A 26,352-nucleotide genomic window follows, 5' to 3' on the forward strand; every position below is an offset into this window, starting at 1 on the left:
TTCTTTCATATAGGAAAAATTCCACTAATATTTTTTAGCCTAATTTTTTTGAAATCTTCAGATGCCTCCAATCCATTCATTGCATGTAATATTGTTCCATCAGAACAATAGATAACCGTAGATAAGTTATTAAATATTTTTTTACGTTTTTTGTTCCAGTATATTTCCTCAGTTTTTAAAAAATCTCCATTAGGATTCATAATGATTATCTTTCCTTTAAGATGATAAAAGAATTTTTCAGTTGATTTAACCCAATTTGCACTAAGATAAGTATACTTATCTTTTCCTTTTTCATAAAGAAATAATTGCAATCCATTTGGAAATAAAGTATAAATAGGATATTCTTCCATAATTGGAGAATAAATAAAAAACCGAACAAGGCCTTTTTCTTTATATAAAATACTAGTACGAATAAAAACTCTATAAGGAATTTCCTTTCTATTCTTTTTCTTTAAAATTTCTTTTTTTGTTTCAGAACAAGAAAAAAGAGAAAAAAATAACAAAAAAAATATACTTATAAAACTTTTTAGTTTTTTACTTATTATTATTGTATTTTTGTTCTTCGGTTGGTATCTTAGCTCAGTAGGTAGAGCAAAGGACTGAAAATCCTTGTGTCCCCGGTTCGATTCCGGGAGATACCATTTAATCAAATGCCTAATTCTTTCTTAACTTCTTCCGTGATGTCTATTCCTTTATTAACCAATACTCCTTTTCCAGGGCTACAATCATCAACTCGTATAATCGTTTGATCTTTATCCATAACTCTGTTAATAGCATTTTCTATTTTTTTATAGATAGGATTTAATAAATTATTTTGTTTTTTAGCTAAATCGTCTGCTGCGTTTTTCTGATATGCGTGAGCTCTAGCTTGTAATATTTCCAGTTCTTTTTTAAGAATTGGATTTTTATTTTTCTGAAATTTTTCCGCTTTTTTATGGAATTCTTTTGCTAATTTTTCCAATGTATTCTCATGATTTTTACTTAATTTATCTAGCTCTTTCTGAGCTTTATAAAATTCAGGCATTTTTTCCACAAGAATCAAACTATTAAGACAAACAATTTTCTGATTGCATTCTTTGGAATGTAAAGACCTTCCTTTTCCAAATATTCCAAAAAACAAAAAAAACAATAAACAATAAAGAATCGTGTTTTTTTTCATATATATAATTATTTATTTTGTATAGAGTTATAGAATGATATTCTAAATATAATTATAAATCTTGACCTATAATGAAATGGGGTTTCCATTTGGATATAATATTTTTCCCATCTATTGGATAACCTACATCTATTCCAAAAAATCCCATTGGTAACCAGAAAAAACGAAATCCAAATCCAAAAGATTTTTTCATTTTCAATGGATTGAATTCTTGATAAGAATCACTAACATTTCCTCCTTCTATAAAAAAATTTGTCCATAATTTAGATAGATTAGAAAAATCCTTAATCAAATAACGAATTTCTAAAATTAATTTATTATAAATAACTCCACCATTCTTTGGTGTAATATAATCTGGATCATTTACATGAGAAGAATAACCCCTTAATGGAATATAGTCTATATTTTCTACTAATTTGAAATCCGTTGGATTTTTTATCCCTCCCATATAAAATTTTTGAAATGAAAACAAATTTTTTGTATGATATTTTCCTAACAAACCAAATTCTCCACCTATTTTCATTATCATTTTGTCTATAATTTTTTTATACCAATAAGAATTGATTTTAAATTTAAAAAACTCTATCCATTCTGATTTACTTTCTTTAAATAAGATGGAATGAGGAAGGGTAAATATACTATTCAATTGTATTTTTGATCCTCTTAAAGGAAAAACAAAATCCGGTTCACCTGAAAATCTTTGTAAAGAGATTAAATAACTCAAATTATTTAATTTGAATAAATTTTTCTTATAGGAAAATTTATCATAATTCATGGATAATTCTATTTTAGTGTAGGGGTCTAAAAAGGTTAAAAGTTTATTTAACTTGACGGAAGTCCCTATTCTTTCTAAAAATCCATCATGAGGAATTTTTTCATTGAATAAAGGAAGAAAATAAATATCCTCAGTTTGATTTACCTTTTTTTTGGAATACTTTATATTCAAAGAAAGGGAGGTTGGTTTATCTTTTTCTATCCAAGGTTCTGTAAAAGAAAAACCATAAGATTGAAAATATTTTCCAAATTGACAAGACAATATAAGTTTTTGTCCATCTCCTTGAGGAATTTTTTTCCATGATTTTAACTGAAAAAGATTACTAAGAGAAAAATTTCCAAAGTTTAATTGGAGATTTCCAAGCAGTTTTTCCTTTCCATATCCTCCATACAATTGAATTTGATTAGCGCTTTTTTCTGTGACACGCCATTCTATATCTATGGTTTTATTATTATTTGTTTGGATATAGGGATATATTTTACTGTTGTCAAATAAATTTAAATTTATTAAACGAAATAAACTAGACTTTATTTTTTTAGGAGAAAAAAGATCACCTGGATAAATGTTTAATTCACGTCTAATAACATGATCCTTGGTAATCGTATTGCCCGATATGTGTACTTTATTTATATATACTGGTTGATTTTCTTCTATTTTTATTTCTAAATGAATTTTATTATTTTCGATCATTTTTTCTACAGGGACTATTTTTACAAATAAATATCCTAAATCTAAATAATGTGAAATGATGCTGGAAATGTTTGTATTTAAAATTTTATTATTAATTCCATTTTTGTCATAAATATCTCCTTTTTTATAGGACAGGATTTTTCTCAAAAAATCCGTTTTTTCAATAGTATTTCCTATAAAATCAATATTTCCTAAATAATATTTTTTTCCCTCAATTATCTTAATTTTTACTCCGTAATCTCCCGTTTCATTTTTCCATATAGAATCTAAAATAACTTGAACATCTATAAATCCCATTGATTGATATTTAGATCGAATATTTTTTAAATCTTCTTTTATGTTTTCGTATACAAAATAGGAGGATTTTTCTATGATAGGAATATGGATTTTCTTTCTAGTTTTTTCCATTAGATTGAGTAAAATATTTTTAGAAAGTGATTGGTTTCCATCAAATAAAATATATTCTATCCCAATTCTCTTTCCTTTTTTTACATATATATTTAATATGTTTTTGTTATTTTGAATAATTAATTGACTTTTTATAGACACTTCAGGATATCCTTGTTTGACATAATAGTTTTTAATATCATTTTTAATATTTTGAATCAAATGTTCCGGGATTTTATCTCCTGGATGTATTTTTTGTATAATAGGAAATACCATATTTCCTATTCCTTCAACATTTATTTTATGAATTTCTATTAAATCTTCTAAATCAAAAAATAGATCAATTTCATTTTTAGAGATATTCTTTTTATAGATGGATATCTTTTTAAAAAGATTACTCTTCCATAATTTTATGATAGCTTCATCAATCTTATTTCCAGGTATAGAAATTTCTTCTCCAGGAAAAATCTTGGATAAACTTGAAACAAAAGAACTGTTATATTTAGTTTTTCCCATAACATAAATATTTCTTACCTTGAAAAAAAATTCATGATTTTCTTGGTTGAAACGCATCAAATTATCCGTTCTATTTTCTGTTTTAGAAGAGGGGATATGCAGAAGAAAAAAAATTAACGAAAATAAGAATAAATTTTTTAATTTTTTATCCAACTTTTCCAAAACGGCGTTGTCTTTTTTGATAATTTATTATGGCTTTGAAAAAATCTTTTTTACGAAAATCTGGCCATAAGACCTTCGTAAAATATAGTTCTGCATAAGCAGATTGCCAAAGCAAAAAATTGCTAATTCTCTGTTCTCCACTGGTTCTGATAAGAAGATCTACATCTGGAATTTCTTTAGTATATAAATGATTTTTAAAAGAGGAATTATCTATGTCTCCCAAGGATAAGTGCCCCATACAAACTTTTTTAGCTATAGTTTTTGTAGCTCTTAAAATTTCTTCTCTAGCTCCATAACTTAATGCTAAAATTAATGTTACAGATGTATTATGCTTTGTTTTTTTTCGAAAAAAAAATAATTCTTCCTGAATTACATCAGAAAATTTTTCTACCTCTCCTATAGGAATAATTCTTACATTACTATCGTGTATTTCTTCTAAATGATTTTTTAAACTAGAATGAAATAAATGCATTAAATCATCTATTTCTTTTTTAGGACGATTCCAATTTTCTGAAGAAAAAACGTATAGAGTCATATAAGGGATTCCTAATTCTTTACATCCATTTATGGAATCTCTCACAGATTGCATAGCATTCTGATGTCCAAAAGTTCTCAATTGTCCTCTTTTCTCAGCCCAACGTCCATTTCCATCCATAATGATGGCTACATGATGAGGAATATTATTTAAATCTATTTTTCTAATAAATTTTTCATAAAAAATCATAATCCATCATTTTAAACAAATATAAAAGAAAATAAAAAGTAAAAAAATATAGCCTTCTTATTTTTTTCTCCCTTTTTTTTAATTTCTTTGATCCATCCCCCACAATAATTTTTCTCGTAAAGTTTTATAATATGTATGTTTTTCTTCTTGAAGAAGATATATGTAAAATGGAGCTTTTTTAATGTATAACTCATTATCCTTTTTCAAAGAAGTAAGTCTAGTATCCATAGATAAAGAATAATATTTCCCACGACTATGTATTTTTAAATGCACTTTTTGATGATCCGAAATAATCAATGGACGGGAAAATAAATTATGTGGAGATATAGGGGTAAGAACAAAATTTTTATTTCCAGGAGTAATGATTGGTCCTCCACAACTTAAAGAATATCCAGTAGAACCAGTAGGAGTAGAAATAATTAATCCATCAGCCCAATAAGAAGTTAAAAATTCATTATCTATATAAGCATCTATAGTGATCATAGAAACTGTTTCCTTACGAAGAATAACGATTTCATTTAATGCAAAATTAAAAAATTGATTATCATTCATGATAGAAGTTTCTAACCATAACAAACTGCGAGGAATTAAATGAAATTTTTTATGAAAAATTTTATCCATTTTTTTTATAAAAACATCTTTGTTAAAAGTGGCTAAAAACCCTAATTTTCCTGTATTCACTCCAACAATAGGAATTCCAGAATCTCTAATAAAAGTAATAGCCGACAATATGGTCCCATCTCCCCCAAAAGTAAACATTAAACTAAAATCCTTAGTTAATTCCTTATAATGAGAAAAAACAGGGAAGTTTAGATTTTTAAACTCTTCAAAGGAAGATAAAATATTAAAAAAAGATTTTTCAATGTAAATTTCTATAGAATGACTGGACACATAGCCAATGAACTGATTCATGTATGGGATATTTTTTTTTCCAAATTTTTGTCCATATAGGGCTATTTTCATTATAAATAATTAGTTTAAAATAATTTTCTACAAAAAATACAATAAAGAAGAACTACAAAATTAATCAGTTTATATGTAACAAAAATTGGTCAACGTTGATCTAAAAAAAAAGGATTACTTCATTTTTGATTAAATTTGTTTCTCTGAAAAATAAAAAATGAAACAATCTTTATTTCCTGCAAAAGTTCTCTTATTTGGAGAATACGGAATAATAGAAAATGCTAGTGGACTTTCCATTCCTCATAATTTTTATCAAGGAACTTTGAAATTCCATTCTAATTTATCTTTTAACAAAGAGTTTTTGTATTCTAATTCTCAATTGGAAAAATATTACAAATTTTTGTTGTTTTTGGACAAAAAAAAAAACTTAGCAAAAATTGATCTTAAAAACTTATATGAAGATATTCAAAAGGGAATTTCTTTTCATTCTAATATCCCTCAAGGATATGGAATAGGAAGTTCAGGAGCATTAGTTGCCGCCGTTTATGATAAATATGCCAAAAATAAACTCTATTTAGAAAAGAGAAACATAATAATTCTCAAAAAAATATTTAGCCAAATGGAATCTTTTTTCCATGGAAAAAGTTCTGGAATAGACCCCTTAATTTGCTACTTAAATCTTCCTCTACTCATTCGTTCAGAAACAGATATTTCTTCCATAGGAATTCCTGAAAAGAATAATTTTCAAGGAAAAGGAGGAGGAGCGATTTTTTTAATCGATTCTGGTTTTCCCAGGAAAACCTCTTCCATGATAGAATTTTTTTTTGTAAAATTAAAACACGATAGTTTTAAAAAAATACTAAAAGAAGAGTTTATGAAATACAATGAAAAATGCATTGAAGCTTTTCTAAAAGGAGACTTCAAGATTCTACTTAAAAACGTTAAATTACTTTCTACTTGGGTTTTTCATCATTTTCGTCCTATGATTCCAAAAAATTTCTGGAAAATATGGGAAGAAGGTCTTTTTACTAATCTTCATTATTTAAAATTATGTGGATCTGGAGGAGGGGGGTTTATCTTAGGTTTTACTCCAAATTATGAAATATCTAGAGAAAAATTAAAACAATATGCAACAGAAGTTCTTTTTCGTTTTTAATAAATGATAATGAAAATGAATCAAAAAAAGATAGAAGAAGAGAAGTTTATCAGATTAAATCATTACTTGTCTAATGCTGGGATTACTTCTAGAAGAGAAGCAGATAAATTAATTCAATCAGGTCTCATAGAGGTTAATGGAAAAATCGTTACAAAATTTGGCACGGTTGTCCATAAAAATGATGTCATCAAATTTCATGGAAGTAGAATCAAAAACAAGAAAAAAATATATATACTTCTTAATAAACCTAAGGGATATATTACTTCTACGCGTGATCCTTTTAACAGAAAAACTGTCATGAATTTGATCCCAAATTTCCAGAATTATAGAATTTATCCTGTTGGTAGATTAGATCGTTTAACTACAGGAGTTTTACTTCTTACTAATGATGGATTTATAACTGAAAAATTAACTCATCCAAAATATAAAATCCAAAAAATATATTTAGTTGTATTGAATAAAACCATCCATTATCAAGATTTAGATAAAATCAGACAAGGAAAAATATATCTGAATGAAGGAAGAGTAAAAATAGATTTTCTTCATAAATATGCAAAAAATATAGTAAAAATTGGATTACATATAGGATGGAATAGAGTAATTAGACGTATTTTTAAAAAACTTACCTATCAAGTAATCAAACTGGAAAGAATTCATTTTGGAGGATTTACTAATAAAAATCTTAAAATAGGAAGTTGGTGTTTTTTAAGTAAACAAGAAGTAGATCATACTGTAAAAAATTTATTCCATGAAAAAAATAAGCATAATTAATGGTCCTAATTTAAATCTTTTGGGAAAAAGAGAGCCAGAATTATACGGAACAGAAAATTTTGTAGATTATTTAAACAAACTAAAAAAGAAAAAAATTTTTTCTGAGATGGACATTACTTATTATCAAAGTAATCATGAAGGAAAAATTATAGATATTTTACATGCTATAGGTTTTCAATCAGATGGAATCGTTCTCAATGCGGGAGCTTATACTCATACTTCTTTGGGAATTGCTGATGCTGTCAAATCTATTCCTTCTCCCGTTATAGAAATTCATATTTCCAATATTCATTCAAGGGAATCTTTCAGAAAAAAATCATTTTTGTCTTCTGTTTGTCAGGGAACTATTTTCGGTTTTGGATTAAAATCTTATGAATTAGGAATATTTAGTTTTTTCTCGTAAAATTTTTCTGAAAAATTTCATTAATATTTTGAATATATTGGATAATTTTCTCTCTTCCACTTCTATTTTTTATGGATACTTTAAAGTATTTAGGCATTGAAAAAAGAATTTTTTCAATTTCCTTTTTGCAAAAATCTATATTCTTATTAAGAAACCTTGGATGGATTTTATCCGTTTTTGTAAAAACAATGCAAAAAGGAATTTGAAAAATTTTCAATTTTTTTATAAAATGTATATCCGATTTCTGCAGAAATATTCTGCTATCTATCAATAGAAATAGATTGACTAAATTTTTTCTATAAAAAATATAATCCATCATTAACTTTTGTGTTTTCTCTTTTTTCTTTTGACAGATAGAAGAATATCCGTATCCAGGCAAATCTATTAAATACCATTTATGATTGATTAAAAAAGGATTTACAAATTTTGTTCTTCCTGGAGTAGAAGAAACTTTAGCTAATTTTCTTCGATTAGTGATCCAATTAATTAAACTTGATTTACCTACATTAGAACGTCCAATAAAAGCATATTCAGGAAAATTAGAAAGAAATAATTGATTTGATTGAATCTTACTTCCTTCAAATTTTACAGAAGTAATTTTCATGATTTAAATTAAATTTAGAAAGCCATTTTTCTAATATTTTTATAAATTTTTGAGGATGTTCCATCATAGGAACATGTCCACATTTATCTATCCAATATAATTCTGAATGAGGTAGTAATCTATGAAATTCTTTCGCGATTTCTGGTGGAGTTACATGATCTTGTTTTCCCCAAATCAAACAAATCGGCTGTTGAATAACAGATAAATCTTTAGACATGTTATATTTCATAGCACTCTTTGCAAGATATAAAGTTTTCATCCCTTTCTTTTTATCATTAACAATGTGAAAGACTTCATCTACTAATTCTTTTGTAGCTATTTTAGGATCATAAAAAACTTCTTGAGATTTTTTTCTAATATATTCATAATTTTCTCTTTTAGGAACAGCATCTCCAAAAGCTTTTTCAAATAAACCAGAACTTCCTGTAAGAACTACAGAATGTACTAAATCTATTCTTTTTTTGGCGACAATTAAAGCTATATGTCCTCCGAGAGAATTTCCTATTAATGTAGCTTTTTCAATTCCTATTTCTATCAGTAATTGAATCACATATTTAGATAAGTTAGAAATATTTGTAAGAAATAGAGGCATGTTATAAAGAGGGAGTCTAGGAATAATTACTTTATATCCTTTTTTTTGGAAAAAATCTAAAAGAGCATTAAAATTACTTAACCCGCCCATCAATCCATGAAGCAAGACCAATGGATGACCTGATCCCTCTTTTATAAACTTTTTTTCTTTATTAAGAATAAACATAACAGATTATATATCAGAAATACAAAATATTAAGTATTTTCTTTACATTTTTTTTGAATAAGAAAATAAGCAGCCTTTGCAGCCATTTCTTCCGATTTTTTTTTTGAAGGACCTCTTCCTTCCGTTTTAATTCCACATCTAGATATAGTAAATTCAGAAAAATAAGTGATCACATGTTTATTTTCAATTTCTTCTTTTGTTTCCCTAAAAGTGTTGAAATTTATAATGAATTTATTTTTTTGAGACCATTCTATTACCCAAACTTTATAACTAGAAATTTCATTTTGTAATTGCGTGATATTTACATGATAATGTAATATCTTTTTATAGACAAAATTTTTACAACCTTGATATCCTATCTCTAAATAAATAAATCCTATTAAAGCTTCTAAAGTATTCCCTAATATATTCTCAGATATAATGGGTTGATTGTTTTGAAAAAAAACTTCTGCAAGGGTCAATTTTTTAGAAATTTCATTTAAATTTTTTCTGCATACAATTTTAGATCGAACTTGAGTTAACTCTCCTTCTTTTTTCTCGGGAAGTTTTTCACATAAAAAATGTGAAATAATAGAATTCAATACCGCGTCTCCCAAAAATTCTAATCTTTGAAAATCTAAAAAATAGTTCTTATCCAAAGTCTTTCTTTTTGTCGAAAAACTGTAGATGAATACATCTTTCAAAAGTTTTAAATTTTTTGGACAAAATCCTAATATTTTTTTTAATCTACTAACTAAAATAGAATTTTTTTCCTCTTTTTGAAAAGTAATATCATCAGATAACATCTATTTTCTTAAATAAAATACAAACATTATGTCCTCCAAAACCAAAAGTATTACATATGCTAATTTTCACTTCTCTATTTATTGCTTTATTTGGAGTGAAACTAATTTTTGGATCTATTTTTTTGTCTATATGAAATAAGTTAATAGTTGGAGGTATGATTTTTTTACTTAAAGGGAGTATAGCCGCTATAGCTTCTATAGCTCCTGCGGCACCTAATAAATGACCTGTCATAGATTTAGTAGAATTGATATCAATATTATAGACATTTTCATGAAAAACTTCTTGAATAGCTTTAACCTCTGCTCTATCTCCTAAAATAGTAGAAGTCCCATGTGCATTGATATGATCCACTTCCTCATACCCAATCCCGGAATCTTCTATAGCAGTTTTCATAGCTAGAACTATTCCTTTTCCTTCTGGATGGGGGGCTGTAATATGATAGGCATCTCCAGACATCCCAACTCCTCCTATTTCCGCATAGATATTTGCCCCTCTTCTTTTAGCATGTTTGTATTCTTCCAGAATAAGACATCCAGCCCCTTCTCCCAAGACAAACCCGTCTCTATCCCTATCAAAAGGACGTGATGCAGTTTTATAATCCTCATTTCTAGTGGATAAAGCGTGTAGAGCATTAAAACCTCCTACTCCACTTTGTGTTATAGCTGCTTCAGATCCACCAGTTACCATAATATCAGCTTTTCCCAAACATATTAAATGATAAGCATCCACAATTGCATTAGAAGATGAGGCACAAGCTGAAACAGTTGCGTAATTAGGACCGTGAAGTCCATAATTCATGGAAATAAAACCAGCCGTAATATCTATAAGCATTTTCGGAATAAAAAAAGGACTGAATCTAGGATTTTTTCCTCCATTTACATAATCCGAAATAGACTCTTCTAAATTCAAAAGACCGCCTATTCCAGACGCCCAAATTACACCAATACGTTCTTTTTTTTCTTTAGAAAAATTTATTTCACTATTTTTTATGGCTTCAGATGAGGCTACAATACCATATTGTGCACAAGGATCCAGTTTTCTTTGTTCTTTTTTACTGAAAAAAATATCTGGATCATAATTTTTTAACTCACAAGCAAATTTCGTTTTATATTTTTTAGTATCAAAATAGGTAATAGGTGCGGATCCGTTTTTTCCACTAATAAGAGATATCCAGTATTCTTCTACATTATTTCCTATTGGGGTAATAGAGCCCAAACCAGTAACTACTACTCTCTTTAATTTCTTCATCATAAATAAAGAAATAATCAGGGGTTATCTAATCAGAAGGTTTATCCTTTTTTTCCATTTTATTTTGGTTATTTAAGAGATCTTCTATAGCCTGTATAGCTTCACCTACAGTAGTTATCTTCTCTGCTTTTTCATCAGAAATACTAATATTAAACTCTTTTTCAAATTCCATAATAAGTTCCACTATATCTAAGGAATCTGCACCTAAATCATTAGTAAAACTAGCAGTAGGAAGAATTTCACTTTCTTCTACATTTAATTTTTCTACGATAAGGGCTTTGACTCTTGATGCAATATCCGACATAGAATCATAATTTTTGTTTTTTCTGGTACAAAATTAGTAAACTTTTGTAAATCATATATAAATTTGTCTTGGTAAGCAATAGTAGTTAGTAGTAGTAATACAATAGAATATGAGTTCTCTTTCTTTAGAAAATTATGGAATTTCTAATTCTTCAAACAATTGGCAATTATCTCCGGAAGAATTACAAAATATAATCATCCAAAATGGAATGGGTCAAGAAAACGAATCAGGAGTTTTAGCTGTTAATACCGGATTTTTCACGGGGAGATCCCCTAAAGATCGATTTATTGTGAAGGATCATATTACAGAAAAAAAAGTTTGGTGGGATGAAAAATTCAATCAACCTTTTGATCCAAAAAAATTTGATAATTTATATGAAAAAATAGTCCGATACTTATCTGGAAAAGAACTCTATGTAAGAGATGGATATCTTTGTTCAGATAAACGTTATCAACTAAACATTCGTTCCATTAGTGAATATCCATGGTCAGATCTTTTTGTCCACAATCTTTTTTTTAGGATTTCCAAAATAGAAAAAATTTTACCAGATTGGTTATTATTATGCGCTCCAGGATTTCAAGCTCATCCAAAAACGGATGGAACACGGGAAAAAAATTTTACCATATTAAATTTTCAAAGAAAAATTATCCTGATTGGTGGATCAGGATATACGGGAGAAATAAAAAAATCCATTTTTTCTGTTTTAAATTTTATGCTTCCTACGTATAAAAACGTATTTCCTATGCATTGTGCAGCAAATATTGGGAAGCAAACAAAAGACACCGCTCTTTTTTTTGGATTGTCCGGAACCGGAAAAACAACTATTTCCAACGATTCTAATAGGAAATTGATAGGAGACGATGAACATGGATGGACATATGATGATATTATTTTCAATTTTGAAGGAGGTTGTTATGCAAAAATACTGGGTATTTCCAAAGAAAGAGAGCCAATGATCTATCATGCCATAAAAAAGGGGGCTATGTTGGAAAACGTTGTTTTTAAAAAAGGAACTAAAGAAGTAGATTTTTTCAATGATTCTATCACACAAAACATGCGAATAAGTTATCCTATTTATTTCATAAAGAATATTGAAAAAAAATTATTATCCTCCAATATAAGGAATATTTTTTTTCTAACCTATGATGCTTTTGGAGTGTTGCCTCCTATAGCTAAACTAAATAAAGAACAATCTTCCTATTATTTTTTATTGGGATATACTTCTAAAGTTGCTGGAACAGAATTAAATATAAAAAAACCACAGGCTACTTTTTCTTCTTGTTTTGGAGCTCCATTTATGCCATTACATCCAGTTGCATACACAAAAATGCTAATAGAAAAATTAAAAAATCCAAAAATAAACGTATGGATGGTAAATACGGGATTAATATCTGGGGGAGAAACTTTAGGTTTTCGTATTAAATTAAAAGATACACGAAAACTTGTACAATGTGCTTTAGATGGATGTTTATCTAAGGTTCATTATGAAAGGTATCCGATTTTCAATTTTCAAATTCCTAAATATTGTCCAGGTATTTCTTCTGATATCTTAAATCCAAAAAAAACTTGGAAAAATAAGAAACTATATCAAAATCAAGTAGAAAAACTTGTCAATAAATTCATAAAAAATTTTGATACATATAGAAAATATGCGGATAAAAATATTTCCTATGAAGAACCAAAAATAGAACACTAAATTATAATTAGTTATATAGTATATAGTTTACTATTTGAATTCATATAGTCCCTGACATACTTTCCAAGTATATCATATTCTATGTTAACAAAATCTCCAATTTTTATAAATTGGAGATTAGTTTTTTCATATGTGTAAGGGATTATAGAAACATTAAATATGTGTTGGGTACATTTTATTATAGTCAGACTAATCCCATTTACAGCAATGGAGCCTTTTTCGACAGCTAATCCAGATAAATTTTTTTTAGACTTAAAAGAAAATAACCAACTTCCATTTTTTCTTTCTATATCCAAAACTTTTGCTGTTGTATCTACATGTCCTTGTACTATATGTCCATTAAATCTTTCATTAATTTTCATACTACGTTCTAAATTAACTTCATCTTTCATTTTTAAAACATTTAAATTAGTACAACGTAAAGTTTCTTCTGAAACAATTACGGAATAAGTTTTCTTTTTCACATCTATAATTGTGAAACAAACTCCGTTATGAGATATACTTTGATTAATTTTTATTCCATCTGAAAATGGATTTTTAAAAGTAATACAAAGATTCTTCTTTTCATAATCTAATCCATGTACTTGAGTAGTACATTCTATAATTCCAGTAAACATGATTGAAAATTATTCATAATTTTTTTAAATTAAAATATTTATTTCATATTTATATTATTCATATGATGAATTATAGAAAAAAGAAAATTAAAGTAGGTGTTTCCACAGGAGACATCAATGGGATAGGAATAGAAATTTTTTTAAAAGTATGTCGTAAAAAAAAACTTTTGGATTTTTTTACTCCTATATTATTTGGATCTATCAAATTATGCTCCTATTACAAAAAAATTCTAAATATTGAAGTAAATAATATGCGAGAAATAAAAAATTTAAAAGATATTGTAGATTATAAAATAAATGTTCTAAACATTTGGAAAGAAGATATCAAATTTGATTTGATAAAAATTAACCAAGATTCAGGAAAATATCCTATTTTATCTTTAAAAAAAGCAACAAAAGCTTTGAAAGAAGGAAAAATAGATGTTCTTGTTACAGCCCCAGTTAATAAAAATTGGATGAATCACAAAGAATTTTCTTTTTTTGGTCATACTGAATATTTGCAAAATATTTTAGAGGGGGAATCATTAATGCTCATGATTCATGATACTTTAAAAATTGCCTTAGTTACTAATCATTTACCATTAAAAAATGTAACTCATGAAATTACTACAAAAAAAATTATAAAATCTATCAAAATTTTGCATAAATCTTTAATAATGGATTTTTCTATAGAAAAACCTAAAATTGCAGTTTTAGGATGCAACCCTCATTCAGGAGAAAATGGATTAATAGGAGACGAAGAAAAAACGAAGATAAAACCAGCTATTGATAGTTTATTTCAAAAACAAGGATTCTTAGTTTTTGGGCCCTATTCTCCAGATGGTTTTTTTGGAAATCAACATTATCGAAATTTTGATGCTGTTTTAGCTATGTATCACGATCAAGGTTTGATTCCTTTTAAAACACTAACTTTTAATGAAGGGGTTAATTTCACTGCAGGTCTTTCTCACATACGTACATCTCCAGATCATGGAGTGGCATATGATATAGCAAAAAAAGGTATTGCTAATGAAAACTCTTTTGAAGAAGCTATTTTTAGTGCTATAAAAATATTCAAAAATAGAAAGGAATATATGAATGAAAATGGAATATGATTTATAAAATAATAGAAACCATATTCTTTTTTACTTGTAAGATTCCACCTTCTATTTGTATTTCAAAATTTTTTCTATCATAGACATAGAAGGGTTTCAATTTTAATATTCCGTCTTTTAATATAGAAATAAATGGAGCGTGATTTTCTAATATTTGAAAATAACCATTTAATCCAGGAGCTACAATAGATACCACTTTATCTTGATAAAAGATTTTTTCAAAATTGATAATTGTTACTTGCATGGAAACAAAGATTTATGAGGATAACATTTTTTTTCCAGTTTCTATAACTTGTTCAATGGTTCCTTTTAAATTAAAAGCCATTTCCGGAAAATTATCCAATTCTCCATTCATGATCATATTAAAACCTTTAATTGTATCTTCTAATTTTACAAATTCTCCTTCAATACCTGTAAACTGTTTTGCTACATGAAATGGTTGGGATAAAAAACGTTGAACACGTCTAGCGCGAGAAACTATTAATTTGTCTTCTTCACTAAGTTCCTCTATTCCTAAAATCGCAATAATATCTTGTAAAGAATTGTATTTCTGTAAAATTTCTTTCACACGTAAAGCACAATCATAATGATTTCTATTTATGACATCCGGAGATAAAATTCTAGAAGTAGAATCTAATGGGTCTATAGCTGGATAAATTCCTAAAGAAGCTATTTTCCTTGAAAGAACAGTTGTGGCATCTAAGTGTGAAAAGGTAATGGAAGGTGCTGGATCCGTTAAATCATCTGCAGGAACATAAACAGCTTGTACAGAAGTAATAGAACCATTTTTAGTAGAGGTAATTCTCTCTTGCATCGCTCCCATTTCAGATGACAAAGTCGGTTGATAACCAACAGATGAAGGAATTCTCCCTAACAAAGCTGAAACCTCTGATCCAGCTTGAGTAAACCTAAATATATTATCTATAAAAAATAAAACGTCTTGCCCTTTTTTTCCTTTAATATTCTGATCTCTATAGTATTCTGCTAAAGTTAATCCAGATAATGCTACTCTAGCCCTTGCTCCAGGAGGTTCATTCATTTGTCCAAAAACAAAAGCTGCTTTGGATTCCTTTAAAGCTTCTTTATCTACTTTAGAAATATCCCATCCTCCTTTTTTCATAGATTCCATAAAAGAATCCCCATATTTTATAATTCCGGATTCCAACATTTCTCGTAATAAATCATTTCCTTCTCTAGTTCTTTCTCCTACTCCAGCAAATACAGAACGTCCTCCATGTCCTTTAGCAACATTATTAATTAATTCTTGTATTAACACTGTTTTTCCAACTCCTGCTCCTCCAAATAACCCAATTTTCCCTCCTTTTGGATAAGGTTCTATCAAATCAATTACTTTAATTCCTGTATATAATATTTCTGTATCTGTAGATAAATCCTTAAATTCTGGAGCATGGTTATGGATAGGTCTCACTTTAGACCTGTCTAAATTTCCTAATCCATCTATAGGTTCTCCTAAAACATTAAAAACACGTCCGTTAATACTTTCTCCTATAGGCATGCTAATCGGTCCTCCTAAAAATTCTACTTCTTGACCTCTTGAGATTTGATCCGTCACCTCCATAGATATACAACGAACACTATATTCTCCAATATGTTGTTGAACTTCTAATACTATTTTGTTTTTTTTGGATAAATTTACGGTTAATGCATCGTAAATTTTAGGAAGAAAAGATCTCTCTTCAAATGAAACATCAATAACTGGTCCTACAATTTTAGTGATTTTTCCTTTTAACTTTTTTTTATCCATGTAATTTTTTTTCAAAAAAAAGATTTCCAGATATTATGAATCCTTTATCTTTGTAAAGGTAAGAGAAAAAGATAAAAAATTTTGAAAATTTATTCATTTATTGATGAATTTTCATCCTTTTCTCCATGTGTATTTACACTTGGTTTTTTTGATGGAGTTCATAGAGGACATCAAAGAGTTATTCAAAATTTAATTTTTCGAGCAAAAAAAAAAGAAGAATATTGCTCTGTTTTGCTTACTTTTAATCCACATCCCAAAGAAGTTCTAAATCCAGGAAAAAAAATACTTTATTTAAATACTCTTTCTGAAAGAATATATCATTTACGAAAAACAGGAGTAGAACATTTAATTATTCATCCTTTCACTATAAATTTTTCAAAATTAAGTGCAAAAGATTTTTTACAAAAAATTTTGTTTTCCAAACTAAAGATTAAGCAAATTATTACGGGATATGATTCTCATCTTGGAAAAGATAGAGACGGATCTTCCCATCAACTAAAAAAATTTTCTCAAATTTATGGATTCAAGCTTTATCAAGTAAGTCCTCATAAACTAAAAAAAAAGATCATAAGCTCCACTTATATACGAAAATCTCTTCTAAAAGGAAACATAGAATGGGCCAATAAAGCTTTAGGATATTTATATACCCTTTCTGGATATGTCATAAAAGGAAGAGGGATAGGAAGAACCTTAAATTTTCCAACTGCCAATGTTCAAGTGGATAAAAAAAAACTAATTCCAAAAAAAGGGGTGTATGCTGTAAAAATTAATTACTTGAATCAAATTTATCAAGGAATGATGAACATTGGGATATGTCCTACTATTCATTTATTTAATAAGGAGATAAAAATAGAAGTACATATTTTTGATTTCCATCAAAATATATATGGTAAAAAAATTGATGTTTTAATCGTTCAAATTTTTCGTGATGAAATGAAATTTCAAACACTTCATGATTTAAAAAGACAAATAAGTCAAGACAAAATGAAAATAAAAAATTTTTTTAACCAAATTATTTATTGTGAGAAAAAAAATAGATAGAATTATTCAACATTTGTTGCTTCAAGAAAAAAGCATGAAAAAAAAATTTCTATTAGTTTCATCGGATAACTTTATTATAGAATATTTTAGAAAAAAGTACTATACGAATTTTAGTTATTTTCCTGAAACTTATACAATGGATAAACTTATTGAGAAAATCTCCGGTTTATCTCCATGTTCTGTAAATCAAATTTTTTTTTATTTTTTTTGTCTCTTGAGAAAGAAAAATAGTGTTTTATCGAAAAACTTGAACGATTTTTTGAATTGGGCTCCTAATATTCTAAATGATTTTCAAGATTTAGATATTCATCTGATAAATATTGAGTATTTTTTTTCTTACATTATTTCCACTGAAAAAATAAAAAAATGGCATATCAATCCTTTGGAAAAAGTGGATATAGAAAGAAAAAAAAAATTCCTATTTTGGGAGGAAATTTATAAATATTACAACCTTTTTCAAGAGAAACTATTGAAAAAAGGAATAGGTTATAAGGGGTTACTATTCCGAATAGCTATTTCTCGTCTAAAAAAATTTTTCTCCAAAAAAACGGATATAAAAATAATCTTATTGATTTACAAATTCAATCTACTTTCTGAATATGAAAAACTTTTTATAAAAAAAATTATTCAAATAAATCAAGAGTCTATTCAATTACATAGTATATGCGATATACAGCTCAAAAAATCTCAGGATTTTTATATCAATCTCCAGGATAAACCAATACTGATTAATAATCAATTAAATAATCTAAAAATCATCAGCGTTTCTAACGAAATCGAACAAGTGAAAATAATAGAAAAATTAGTTGATAAACTTATTAAAAACAGACAAGAACTATCTAAGATAGTTCTTGTCTTAGGAGATTCCTATTTGACTTTTCCTTTATTACATTCTCTAAAAAAAATTTCAGGAATCTATCCATCTATATCCATAGATTATCCCCTAAAAAATCTTCCGATTCATTATACTTTAGATTCAATTTTTCAGCTATTATTAAAAAAAGAAAAATTAAAAAATTTTTCTAAAAAAGATATACTAAGAGTTTTATTAGATGGATACATCCAAAAATTATTTCTTAAAAAAGATCTTTCTTTTATAGAGAAATTAGAAATAGAAAATTCTAATCTTATTTCAGAAGAAAATATAAACAAATATTTATTCAAGAATAATCTAAATATCATTTTTCAAATCCCAACTCATAATGCCAAGAAAGCTTTTCTTGGTATTATGAGTTTTATTAGAAAATTAAAAAATTTATTTTTTCTAAATACAAAAAAACATCTTTTAGAATTAAAATTTCTATCGGAATTAGAAAATTATATGCAAAGAATAAAAATTCTAATCAGAAAAACAGAATGTTCTTTTTTTGGAATAAAAGACTTATTTAATATTTATCAACAATTTATAAAAACAGAAAAAATTTCTTATATACAGAGAAATTCAAAAGGAATCCATTTAATAGGATTTTTAGGTTCTTATTTTGAAAGTGTTGAAACCACAATTATGACTTCCGTTAATGAAGGCATTATTCCCCCAAATACAGAAGAAAACTATTATAAAACACTGATCCCTAACGACATTCGTAAAAAATTTCACTTATCTAGTTCTCAAAAAAATGAGAATTTTTATTCTCATCATTTTAGAAATCTTTTGGAAAATTCAAAAAATATTTATTTGATATATAAAAACAAACCTGATGAGCTAAATTCTGGAGAAAAAAGCCGTTTCATTCATCAAATAGAAATGATTTCAAATTTTTCCATCAAAGAGAGAAAAAATCATCCACTTATTCTAAGTACTAAAATTTCCCCCATCTCTCCTATTGTGATAAAAAAATCAAATTCCATGATTCAACGTTTGTATGAACTAGCTACTCATGGTTTATCTCCTTCCTCCATCCATTTGTACAATTATAATCCTCTTATTTTTTACTACAAAAAAGTACTTGGATTAAACATAGAAAAAATATCTCTTAAACAAGAAATAGGAAAAATTATACACAAAATCTTGGAAGTATTATATCATCCTATTAAGGGAAATTTTATTACTATAGATGGAATTGATACAATGAAAAAAAATTATGAATCTATTATAAAAAAGATAATATCAGAAAACAAAAAAAATCCAGAAGGAAAAAGTCTGTTAATTAATTCAATAGTAAATAATTACATAAAAAATTTTATTTCTTGGGAGGAAAAAATTTTTCATAAAGGACATAAAATTTTTATCAAAGAATTAGAATGCAAAGTATCAACTCTATTAGATATTGGATCTAATAAAAAAGTTAATTTATACGGAATCATAGATCGTATAGATGAATGTGACGGAACTACACGGATTCTTGACTATAAAATAGGAATATCAAAAATAAATAAAATCCATATTTCTTTAAATAAAATAGAAAAAATCTTTCAAGATCCTCATTATGGAAATATTATGCAATTACTTATTTACATGTATTTATGGTTTAAATCATTTCATAAAAAAAATCCTCCAGTTATAGCTTTTGTTTCACCTGAAAAAAATAAAATAAATTCTATACAAACCATTCCTATAAATTTTTTTCATCAAATTACATATGAAAATTATATAAAAGAATTTTTACCATATTTGATGAATAGAATTTACGAAATTTTGGATCCAAAAATTCCAATAGAAGAAAAAAAATTTAATGATTTTTAATGTATTTTTCTATATAATCTCCCACTTCTTCAGTAGAAGAAGAATTTCTATCATCTAGAATAATATCTGGAGTGCATATTTTTTCTTGGATAGAGCTTTTCACAGCTTCTTCTAAAAGATTTTTTTCTTGAGGCATTTCAAAGTATTCTAGCATCATAGATACGGAAAGTATACAACCTAATGGATTTGCGATATTTTTTCCTTTTGCTTGAGGATAAGATCCATGTATAGGCTCAAACAACGATTTTTTACTCCCAATAGAAGCAGATGGAAGTAATCCTAAAGAACTAGTTAATATACTGGCTTCATCTGATAGAATATCTCCAAACATATTATCCGTTAAAATTACATCAAATTTTCTAGGATTAATAAGAATTTGCATAGCTGCATTATCTATATATAAGAATTCTAAATCCACATCAGAATAATCTAAAGCCATTTTTTGAATAACTTCCCGCCATAACCTAGATGTCTCTAGGACATTAGCTTTATCTACCAAAGTCATTTTTCTATTACGAGAACGTGCTGCTTTAAAAGACATTTCGCCAATACGTTCAATTTCTTTTTCTGAATACACACAATAATCATATGCTTCTTTTCCATTTTTAGAACGACCTTTTTTTCCAAAGTAAATTCCTCCTGTTAATTCTCGATATATAACAAAATTAACTCCTTCTAATTTTCTTTCTTTTATAGGGGATTTATTAATTCCTGGATAAGTAACTATAGGACGAATGTTACAATATAAGTCCATTTCTTTTCTAAGTTTTAATAACCCGTCTTCCGGTCTCATCCCTCTTGGATAAGAATCGTATTTTGGATCTCCTATAGATCCGAATAAAACAGCATCTGATTTTAAACAACTATCTATAGTTTCTTTTGGCATAGGATCCCCAAACGTTTCTATGGCTTTAGCTCCTGCTAAAACATTTTGATAAGAAAACTCATGGTGAAATCTATTTCCAATAGAATTCAAAGCTTTTATGGCTTGTTTTATAACCTCTGGTCCTATCCCATCTCCTTCGATTACAACAATATTCTTTTTCATATTTTAAAGGAATTTGTTTTTTTTTCAAAATTCTCTATGTCTTTTTTAATGGAAACCAAAAAATCTATGTCGTCATAACCATTTATAAAACAATTTTTTTTATATGGATGGATATAAAATTTTTCAGAAATTCCTGTTTCCATTATTGTAATAAGTTGTTCTATTAAATCAACTTTAATATTAGTATCCGGTTTTTTATTAACTAGATCAAATAAATTTTTCAAAAATTTTTCGGATATTTCTACAGTAAGTAACCCATTATTTAATGCATTCTCCTTAAAAATATCAGCAAAAAAACTAGATATAACTACTTGAAACCCATAATCAAAAAGAGCCCAAGCAGCATGTTCACGACTAGAACCACAACCAAAATTTCTTCCTGACAAAAGGATTTTTCCAGAAAAAAGTGGATTATTTAAAATAAAATCTTTTTTCAAAGATCCATCATTAGAATACCGCCAATCTCTAAAAAGATTCTTTCCATATTCCTCGCGTTTAGCTTCTTTCAAAAAACGAGCGGGAATAATTTGATCTGTATCTATATCCTCTACAGGTAAGGGAACAGCTTTGCTTGTTATTACAGTAAATTTTTTCATATTATATATTTTTTAATGTCTACAATTTTTCCTTCAATTGCTATAATAGAAGCTGTCAAAGGACTTACTAATAGGGTGCGAACTCCTGGTCCTTGTCTTCCTTCAAAATTTCTATTAGATGTAGAAACACAATATTCTCCAGAAGGAATTTTATCCTCATTCATTCCTAAACAAGCAGAACATCCTGGTTGACGAAATTCAAATCCAGCATTTTTAAAAATTTGATCTAATCTTTCCTTTTTAGCCTGTTGAATAACTCTTTGCGATCCAGGAACTACCATAACTGTTACATGATTAGCTTTTTTCTTTCCTTTTACTACAGAAGCCACTAATCGTAGATCTTCTATTCTAGAATTTGTACAACTTCCTATAAAAATATAATTAATCGGTTTCCCAATTAGGGATTCTCCGGATTTGAATCCCATATAATACAAAGATTTTTTGTGTTGAGATTCAGTTGATTTCGGGATACGATCAGAAATTTTCATTCCCATTCCCGGGTTTGTTCCATAGGTAATCATAGGTTCAATATCTTCAGCATCTAGGACATATTCTTTATCAAAAACTGCGTGATCATCTGTTTTTAATGTGGTCCAATGCTCTAGATGTTTTTTATGATATTTTCTTTTTAAATAAGTATGATTTTTAAGATAATCAAAAGTTATTTCATCTGGAGCTATTAATCCCCCTTTTGCTCCCATTTCAATACTCATATTACAAATAGTCATTCGACCTTCCATACTCATATTTTTAATGATAGGTCCCGTATATTCTATAAAATGCCCAGTCCCTATATCTACACCAAGCTTGGATATCATGTATAAAATAACATCTTTTGGAGTCACCCTTTTTTTTAAAGATTTTCCTTTTAATTGAATTCTCATCTGTTTCGGTTTAGATACTAATAAACATTGACTAGCCATAACCATGGCTACTTGACTAGTTCCAATTCCAAAAGCAATACTTCCAAAAGCTCCATGAGTAGAAGTATGACTATCTCCACAAACTATGGTCATTCCAGGTAATGTTAAACCTAATTCTGGACCAAGAACATGAACGATTCCATGATTCTCATGTCCTAATCCATACAACGTTATTCCAAATTTTTTACAATTTTTGATTAATAAATCTATTTGTTTTTTAGAAAGAGGATCTGAAATGGGTAAATGTTGATTAATAGTAGGAACATTATGATCCGCCGTCGCTATAATTTTTTCTGGTCTAAAAACAGGAAGCCCTCTTGTTTCTATTTCTAAAAAAGCTTGAGGGCTAGTTACTTCATGTATATAATGTCTATCGATATACAGAACATCCACTCCATTTTCTAATTTTTTTACTGTATGTGTTTCCCAAATTTTATCAAACAATGATTTTGACATGACTAAACAACATTTATTCTTCCACTATTATGTAACATGCGTTTTTTCTTAATATTCGCTTTTTCTAAAATAATCTTTAATTCTTTATCTGCAATTTCTTTTTTTTTATCTGCATAACTCAGAAAAATAGAATAAACTAAATCCAAAGAATTTTTATTTAAAAAATATCCCAATTTTTTATAACGATAAGCTAAAGCAGCCCTTCCACTCCTAGCTGTTAAAATAATTGAAGATTGATCAATTCCAACATCTTCTGGATTGATAATTTCATAAGTTTCTCTCTTTTTTATTATACCATCTTGATGAATTCCTGATGAATGAGAAAAAGCATTGACTCCTACAATCGCTTTATTAGCCTGAACTTTCATTCCCGTACATTCAGACACTAAATAACTGGTTTCAGAAATAAGCTTTGTTCTTATATTTGTAAATAAATTCAAATGAGAATTTTGTCTAATGATCATTACTATTTCTTCTAATGAGGTATTTCCAGCTCTTTCCCCAATCCCATTAATGGTGCATTCTACTTGTTGAGCCCCATTCATAATTCCAGATAAGGAATTAGCTGTAGCCAATCCCAGATCATTATGACAATGAGTAGACAATATAATTTTATGAATTCCTTTAACATTTTCTTTCAAAAAACGAATTTTTCTTCCATATTCTTCCGGTAAACAATAACCTGTAGTGTCTGGAATATTAATTACCGTCGCACCATATTTTATAACTGTTTCACAAACTTTTGCCAAAAATTCATTATTGGTACGTCCTGCATCTTCTGCATAAAATTCTACATCTTCCACGAATTTTTTTGCGTATTGAACCGAAAGTTTTGCTTTTTCTATAATTTTTTCTGGAGTACTATTAAATTTATAACGAATATGACAATCAGAAGTTCCTATTCCAGTATGTATTCTAGCCCTTTTCGCATTTTTTAAAGCGGTTCCAGCTATTTCTATATCTTTTTCTATGGCTCTAGACAATGCACAAATAATAGGTTTTGAAATAGATTTACAAATCTCTTGTACAGATTTATAATCTCCTGGACTAGAAGTGGGAAATCCAGCTTCAATAACATCAACACCCAAAGCTTCTAATTGCTTAGCTATCCTTACTTTTTCTTTAGTATTTAATTTACATCCTGGAACTTGTTCTCCATCACGCAATGTTGTGTCAAAAATTTGTATTCTTTTCTTTTCCATACTCATTGGATTATTTGATAATTCCAAAACTATTTTTTCCAAAAAGAAAATCATATCAAATAATTTACATATTTACAATACCTAATTGATAAAACTATTTTATATTTTATTGTCAATCAAATCAAATAAAAAAATATAATTACAATGTCAAATTATAATAAATTAGATCATCTTTTTCTATTGATTCAGTCTTTATCAAAATCTGAAAAAATAAATTTTAAACTTTATGCAGGTCGTATAAAACGAAATAAAAATGCAAAATTTATAAAACTATTTGAAATTATGAGTAAAATACATTGTTATAATGAAAAAAAGATTTTGGAAAACACCCCTATAAGTAAAATACAATTATCCAATATGAAAGCTCATTTATACAAGCAAATTTTAGTTAGTCTCCGATTACAACATACTGAAGAAAACTACGATCTACAAATACGTGAATATTTAGATTTTGCTAAAATTTTATACAACAAAGGATTGTATATACAAAGTTTAAAATTTTTAGAAAAAGCAAAAATCATTGCTAGATGTTATGAATCTAATACCATTCTTTTAGAATTAGTTGAATTTGAAAAAATGATAGAATCTCAACACATAACTAGAAGTCTTTATTCTAGATCTGGAGAATTATCTGTGGAATCCAAAGAACTAATTGAACGAGTTCAATGTCATGACGCTCTATCCAGTCTTTCCTTGGAATTATACGGATTATATTTAAAAGTTGGATACGTGAGAAATGAGAAAGATAAAATATTTATAGAAACCTACTTTCGTACTAACCTTCCAAAATTTGATATCGAAAAACTTAGTTTTTATGAAAAATTATTTTTATATCAAGCTCAAGTTTGGTATCATTATATTAGACAGGATTTTATCATGTGTTATAGATCATCTTGTAAATGGGTAGAATTATTTCAAAATCATACAAAAGCAAAAAAAATAGCTCCTGTAAGCTATCTGAAAGGATATCATTATTTGTTAGATACTTTATTTTATTTAAATCACTATTCTAAATTCACTAAAGTTTTAGAACAGTTTGAAAAGGAAGTTCAAAATGAGAAAATAATTTTAAATGGAAATACTAGAATATTAATTTTCATGTATAAATATGCTAATCGTATTAATAAACATTATATGGAAGGAACCTTTTCAGAAGGAGTGAAAAAAGTAATTCCTCCATTATTAAAAGATTTTAATAAAATTTCTAATCGTTTGGATTCTCATTATATCATGGTCCTTTATTATAAAATTGCTTGTTTATATTTTGGAAGTGGAGATAATCAAAATACTATTTTATATTTATTAAAAATTATGGAAAATCAAGAAAAAAATATACGACAAGATTTACAATGTTTTGCCAGACTTTTACATATAATCGCTTGTTACGAAAGTGGATTAGATGAAAATATGGATAAAAAAATTCAATCCGCATATAAATTTTTTATTCAAATGGATGATTGGTACATTGTACAAAAAAAAATTATCCATTTTTTTAAAAATTTAGGCAATGTGTATCCACATCAAATTAAAGGACAATTCAAAAAATTGAGAGAAAGACTCCTGAAATATTCTGATCATCCTTATGAAAAAAGGACTTTTTTGTATTTAGATATTATTTCTTGGTTAACTTCTAAAATAGAAAATAAATCTGTGGAGATGATTATAAAAGAAAAATTTCTAAAAAACCATTGTTAGTTTATTTCCTTCATTAAGAAAAAAGTTCTAAAAAAAAGAATCATAAAATATGAAAAAACGAAATCCAAAAGGGTCTTAAAGATATTCAAATATTCCAGGATGAAATAAAAAAATACACAAATACTAAAAAAAAACTTTATAATTCCACCTATAATATAAATAAATACAGCTATATTGGGTTTTTTAGTTAT

25 protein-coding genes and 1 tRNA gene are annotated in these 26,352 nt (G+C 27.2%); 9 read left to right on the plus strand and 17 right to left on the minus strand.

Annotated elements, in window-relative coordinates:
* Window positions 1–5 precede the first annotated feature (5 nt).
* Window positions 6–503: a hypothetical protein gene (locus tag BPLAN_RS02745; RefSeq protein WP_012821674.1), complete on the minus strand. Its 498-nt coding sequence runs from the start codon at window positions 501–503 to the stop codon at window positions 6–8.
* Window positions 504–568: 65 nt separating this feature from the next.
* On the opposite strand from BPLAN_RS02745, the gene BPLAN_RS02750 reads away from it, so the two are divergent.
* Window positions 569–641 (plus strand) — tRNA-Phe (locus BPLAN_RS02750).
* Between the two features lie 5 nt (window positions 642–646).
* Here BPLAN_RS02750 and BPLAN_RS02755 read toward each other — a convergent pair.
* The 4 genes from BPLAN_RS02755 to BPLAN_RS02770 all read right to left on the minus strand — a co-directional run bounded on the left by BPLAN_RS02755 (window position 647) and on the right by BPLAN_RS02770 (window position 5,376).
* Window positions 647–1,159: an OmpH family outer membrane protein gene (locus BPLAN_RS02755; protein WP_012821675.1), complete on the minus strand. Its 513-nt coding sequence runs from the start codon at window positions 1,157–1,159 to the stop codon at window positions 647–649.
* Window positions 1,160–1,211: 52 nt separating this feature from the next.
* On the minus strand, window positions 1,212–3,689 hold the full coding sequence (gene bamA / locus BPLAN_RS02760) for an outer membrane protein assembly factor BamA (RefSeq protein ID WP_041178286.1): 2,478 nt from the start codon (window positions 3,687–3,689) through the stop codon (window positions 1,212–1,214).
* Window positions 3,673–4,413 (minus strand): isoprenyl transferase, encoded by a 741-nt coding sequence (locus tag BPLAN_RS02765; protein ID WP_012821677.1) that lies wholly within the window; start codon window positions 4,411–4,413, stop codon window positions 3,673–3,675. Before BPLAN_RS02765 ends, bamA begins: the two co-directional genes overlap by 17 nt.
* Before the next feature lie 78 nt (window positions 4,414–4,491).
* Window positions 4,492–5,376 (minus strand): NAD kinase, encoded by an 885-nt coding sequence (locus tag BPLAN_RS02770; protein WP_012821678.1) that lies wholly within the window; start codon window positions 5,374–5,376, stop codon window positions 4,492–4,494.
* A 157-nt stretch (window positions 5,377–5,533) separates the two neighbouring features.
* On the opposite strand from BPLAN_RS02770, the gene BPLAN_RS02775 reads away from it, so the two are divergent.
* The 3 genes from BPLAN_RS02775 to aroQ are packed head-to-tail and all read left to right on the plus strand — an operon-like array spanning window position 5,534 to window position 7,646.
* The gene (locus tag BPLAN_RS02775) at window positions 5,534–6,472 is read left to right on the plus strand and encodes a mevalonate kinase (RefSeq protein ID WP_012821679.1); all 939 of its coding nucleotides are present in this window, start codon (window positions 5,534–5,536) and stop codon (window positions 6,470–6,472) included.
* Window positions 6,473–6,475: 3 nt separating this feature from the next.
* Window positions 6,476–7,243, plus strand: a complete 768-nt coding sequence (locus BPLAN_RS02780) for a pseudouridine synthase (protein WP_012821680.1) — start codon at window positions 6,476–6,478, stop codon at window positions 7,241–7,243.
* On the plus strand, window positions 7,221–7,646 hold the full coding sequence (gene aroQ, locus BPLAN_RS02785) for a type II 3-dehydroquinate dehydratase (RefSeq protein WP_012821681.1): 426 nt from the start codon (window positions 7,221–7,223) through the stop codon (window positions 7,644–7,646). The genes BPLAN_RS02780 and aroQ overlap by 23 nt, the downstream gene beginning before the upstream one ends.
* Here the strand turns inward: aroQ and yihA are convergent.
* From yihA to BPLAN_RS02810, 5 genes are read right to left on the minus strand one after another with little or no spacing between them, the layout of a single operon-like run.
* On the minus strand, window positions 7,630–8,250 hold the full coding sequence (yihA, locus tag BPLAN_RS02790) for a ribosome biogenesis GTP-binding protein YihA/YsxC (RefSeq protein WP_012821682.1): 621 nt from the start codon (window positions 8,248–8,250) through the stop codon (window positions 7,630–7,632). The two genes, aroQ and yihA, sit on opposite strands and share 17 nt — an antisense overlap.
* Window positions 8,225–9,007: an alpha/beta fold hydrolase gene (locus tag BPLAN_RS02795; protein WP_012821683.1), complete on the minus strand. Its 783-nt coding sequence runs from the start codon at window positions 9,005–9,007 to the stop codon at window positions 8,225–8,227. The genes yihA and BPLAN_RS02795 overlap by 26 nt, the downstream gene beginning before the upstream one ends.
* A 29-nt stretch (window positions 9,008–9,036) precedes the next feature.
* Complete coding sequence (locus BPLAN_RS02800) at window positions 9,037–9,792, minus strand: ribonuclease III family protein (protein ID WP_012821684.1); 756 nt, start codon at window positions 9,790–9,792, stop codon at window positions 9,037–9,039.
* Entirely contained in the window at window positions 9,782–11,044 is a 1,263-nt protein-coding gene (fabF, locus tag BPLAN_RS02805) for a beta-ketoacyl-ACP synthase II (protein ID WP_012821685.1), read from the minus strand. Before fabF ends, BPLAN_RS02800 begins: the two co-directional genes overlap by 11 nt.
* Before the next feature lie 25 nt (window positions 11,045–11,069).
* Entirely contained in the window at window positions 11,070–11,345 is a 276-nt protein-coding gene (locus BPLAN_RS02810) for an acyl carrier protein (protein WP_012821686.1), read from the minus strand.
* Window positions 11,346–11,454: 109 nt separating this feature from the next.
* Here BPLAN_RS02810 and pckA point away from each other — a divergent pair, with 109 nt between their 5' ends.
* Complete coding sequence (gene pckA / locus BPLAN_RS02815) at window positions 11,455–13,041, plus strand: phosphoenolpyruvate carboxykinase (ATP) (protein WP_012821687.1); 1,587 nt, start codon at window positions 11,455–11,457, stop codon at window positions 13,039–13,041.
* 11 nt (window positions 13,042–13,052) lie between these two features.
* Here pckA and BPLAN_RS02820 read toward each other — a convergent pair whose 3' ends face one another.
* The gene (locus BPLAN_RS02820; protein WP_012821688.1) at window positions 13,053–13,658 is read right to left on the minus strand and encodes a riboflavin synthase; all 606 of its coding nucleotides are present in this window, start codon (window positions 13,656–13,658) and stop codon (window positions 13,053–13,055) included.
* A 65-nt stretch (window positions 13,659–13,723) separates the two neighbouring features.
* On the opposite strand from BPLAN_RS02820, the gene pdxA reads away from it, so the two are divergent.
* Window positions 13,724–14,752 carry a 4-hydroxythreonine-4-phosphate dehydrogenase PdxA gene (gene pdxA, locus BPLAN_RS02825; protein ID WP_041178321.1) on the plus strand — a complete coding sequence of 343 codons (1,029 nt, stop codon included), beginning with the start codon at window positions 13,724–13,726 and terminating at the stop codon, window positions 14,750–14,752.
* A 1-nt stretch (window position 14,753) separates the two neighbouring features.
* Here pdxA and BPLAN_RS02830 read toward each other — a convergent pair whose 3' ends face one another.
* Window positions 14,754–14,996, minus strand: a complete 243-nt coding sequence (locus tag BPLAN_RS02830; RefSeq protein ID WP_012821690.1) for a F0F1 ATP synthase subunit epsilon — start codon at window positions 14,994–14,996, stop codon at window positions 14,754–14,756.
* Window positions 14,997–15,008: 12 nt separating this feature from the next.
* Window positions 15,009–16,517: a F0F1 ATP synthase subunit beta gene (gene atpD, locus BPLAN_RS02835; protein WP_012821691.1), complete on the minus strand. Its 1,509-nt coding sequence runs from the start codon at window positions 16,515–16,517 to the stop codon at window positions 15,009–15,011.
* 81 nt (window positions 16,518–16,598) lie between these two features.
* Between atpD and BPLAN_RS02840 the strand changes: the two genes are divergently transcribed.
* Entirely contained in the window at window positions 16,599–17,558 is a 960-nt protein-coding gene (locus BPLAN_RS02840) for a bifunctional riboflavin kinase/FAD synthetase (RefSeq protein WP_012821692.1), read from the plus strand.
* Window positions 17,539–20,241 (plus strand): PD-(D/E)XK nuclease family protein, encoded by a 2,703-nt coding sequence (locus BPLAN_RS02845; protein ID WP_012821693.1) that lies wholly within the window; start codon window positions 17,539–17,541, stop codon window positions 20,239–20,241. The genes BPLAN_RS02840 and BPLAN_RS02845 overlap by 20 nt, the downstream gene beginning before the upstream one ends.
* Here BPLAN_RS02845 and leuB read toward each other — a convergent pair.
* Genes leuB through BPLAN_RS02865 form a run of 4 tightly spaced genes read right to left on the minus strand, consistent with a single transcriptional unit; the run spans window position 20,228 to window position 24,466 of the window.
* The gene (leuB, locus tag BPLAN_RS02850) at window positions 20,228–21,289 is read right to left on the minus strand and encodes a 3-isopropylmalate dehydrogenase (protein WP_012821694.1); all 1,062 of its coding nucleotides are present in this window, start codon (window positions 21,287–21,289) and stop codon (window positions 20,228–20,230) included. The two genes, BPLAN_RS02845 and leuB, sit on opposite strands and share 14 nt — an antisense overlap.
* The gene (leuD, locus tag BPLAN_RS02855) at window positions 21,286–21,885 is read right to left on the minus strand and encodes a 3-isopropylmalate dehydratase small subunit (protein ID WP_012821695.1); all 600 of its coding nucleotides are present in this window, start codon (window positions 21,883–21,885) and stop codon (window positions 21,286–21,288) included. Before leuD ends, leuB begins: the two co-directional genes overlap by 4 nt.
* Complete coding sequence (gene leuC, locus BPLAN_RS02860; RefSeq protein ID WP_012821696.1) at window positions 21,882–23,264, minus strand: 3-isopropylmalate dehydratase large subunit; 1,383 nt, start codon at window positions 23,262–23,264, stop codon at window positions 21,882–21,884. Before leuC ends, leuD begins: the two co-directional genes overlap by 4 nt.
* 2 nt (window positions 23,265–23,266) lie before the next feature.
* On the minus strand, window positions 23,267–24,466 hold the full coding sequence (locus BPLAN_RS02865; RefSeq protein WP_012821697.1) for a 2-isopropylmalate synthase: 1,200 nt from the start codon (window positions 24,464–24,466) through the stop codon (window positions 23,267–23,269).
* Window positions 24,467–24,610: 144 nt separating this feature from the next.
* Between BPLAN_RS02865 and BPLAN_RS02870 the strand changes: the two genes are divergently transcribed.
* Window positions 24,611–26,161 carry a hypothetical protein gene (locus tag BPLAN_RS02870; RefSeq protein WP_012821698.1) on the plus strand — a complete coding sequence of 517 codons (1,551 nt, stop codon included), beginning with the start codon at window positions 24,611–24,613 and terminating at the stop codon, window positions 26,159–26,161.
* The last annotated feature ends 191 nt before the right edge of the window (window positions 26,162–26,352 follow it).

It is taken from the genome of Blattabacterium sp. (Periplaneta americana) str. BPLAN (assembly GCF_000093165.1).
GTDB lineage: Bacteria > Bacteroidota > Bacteroidia > Flavobacteriales > Blattabacteriaceae > Blattabacterium.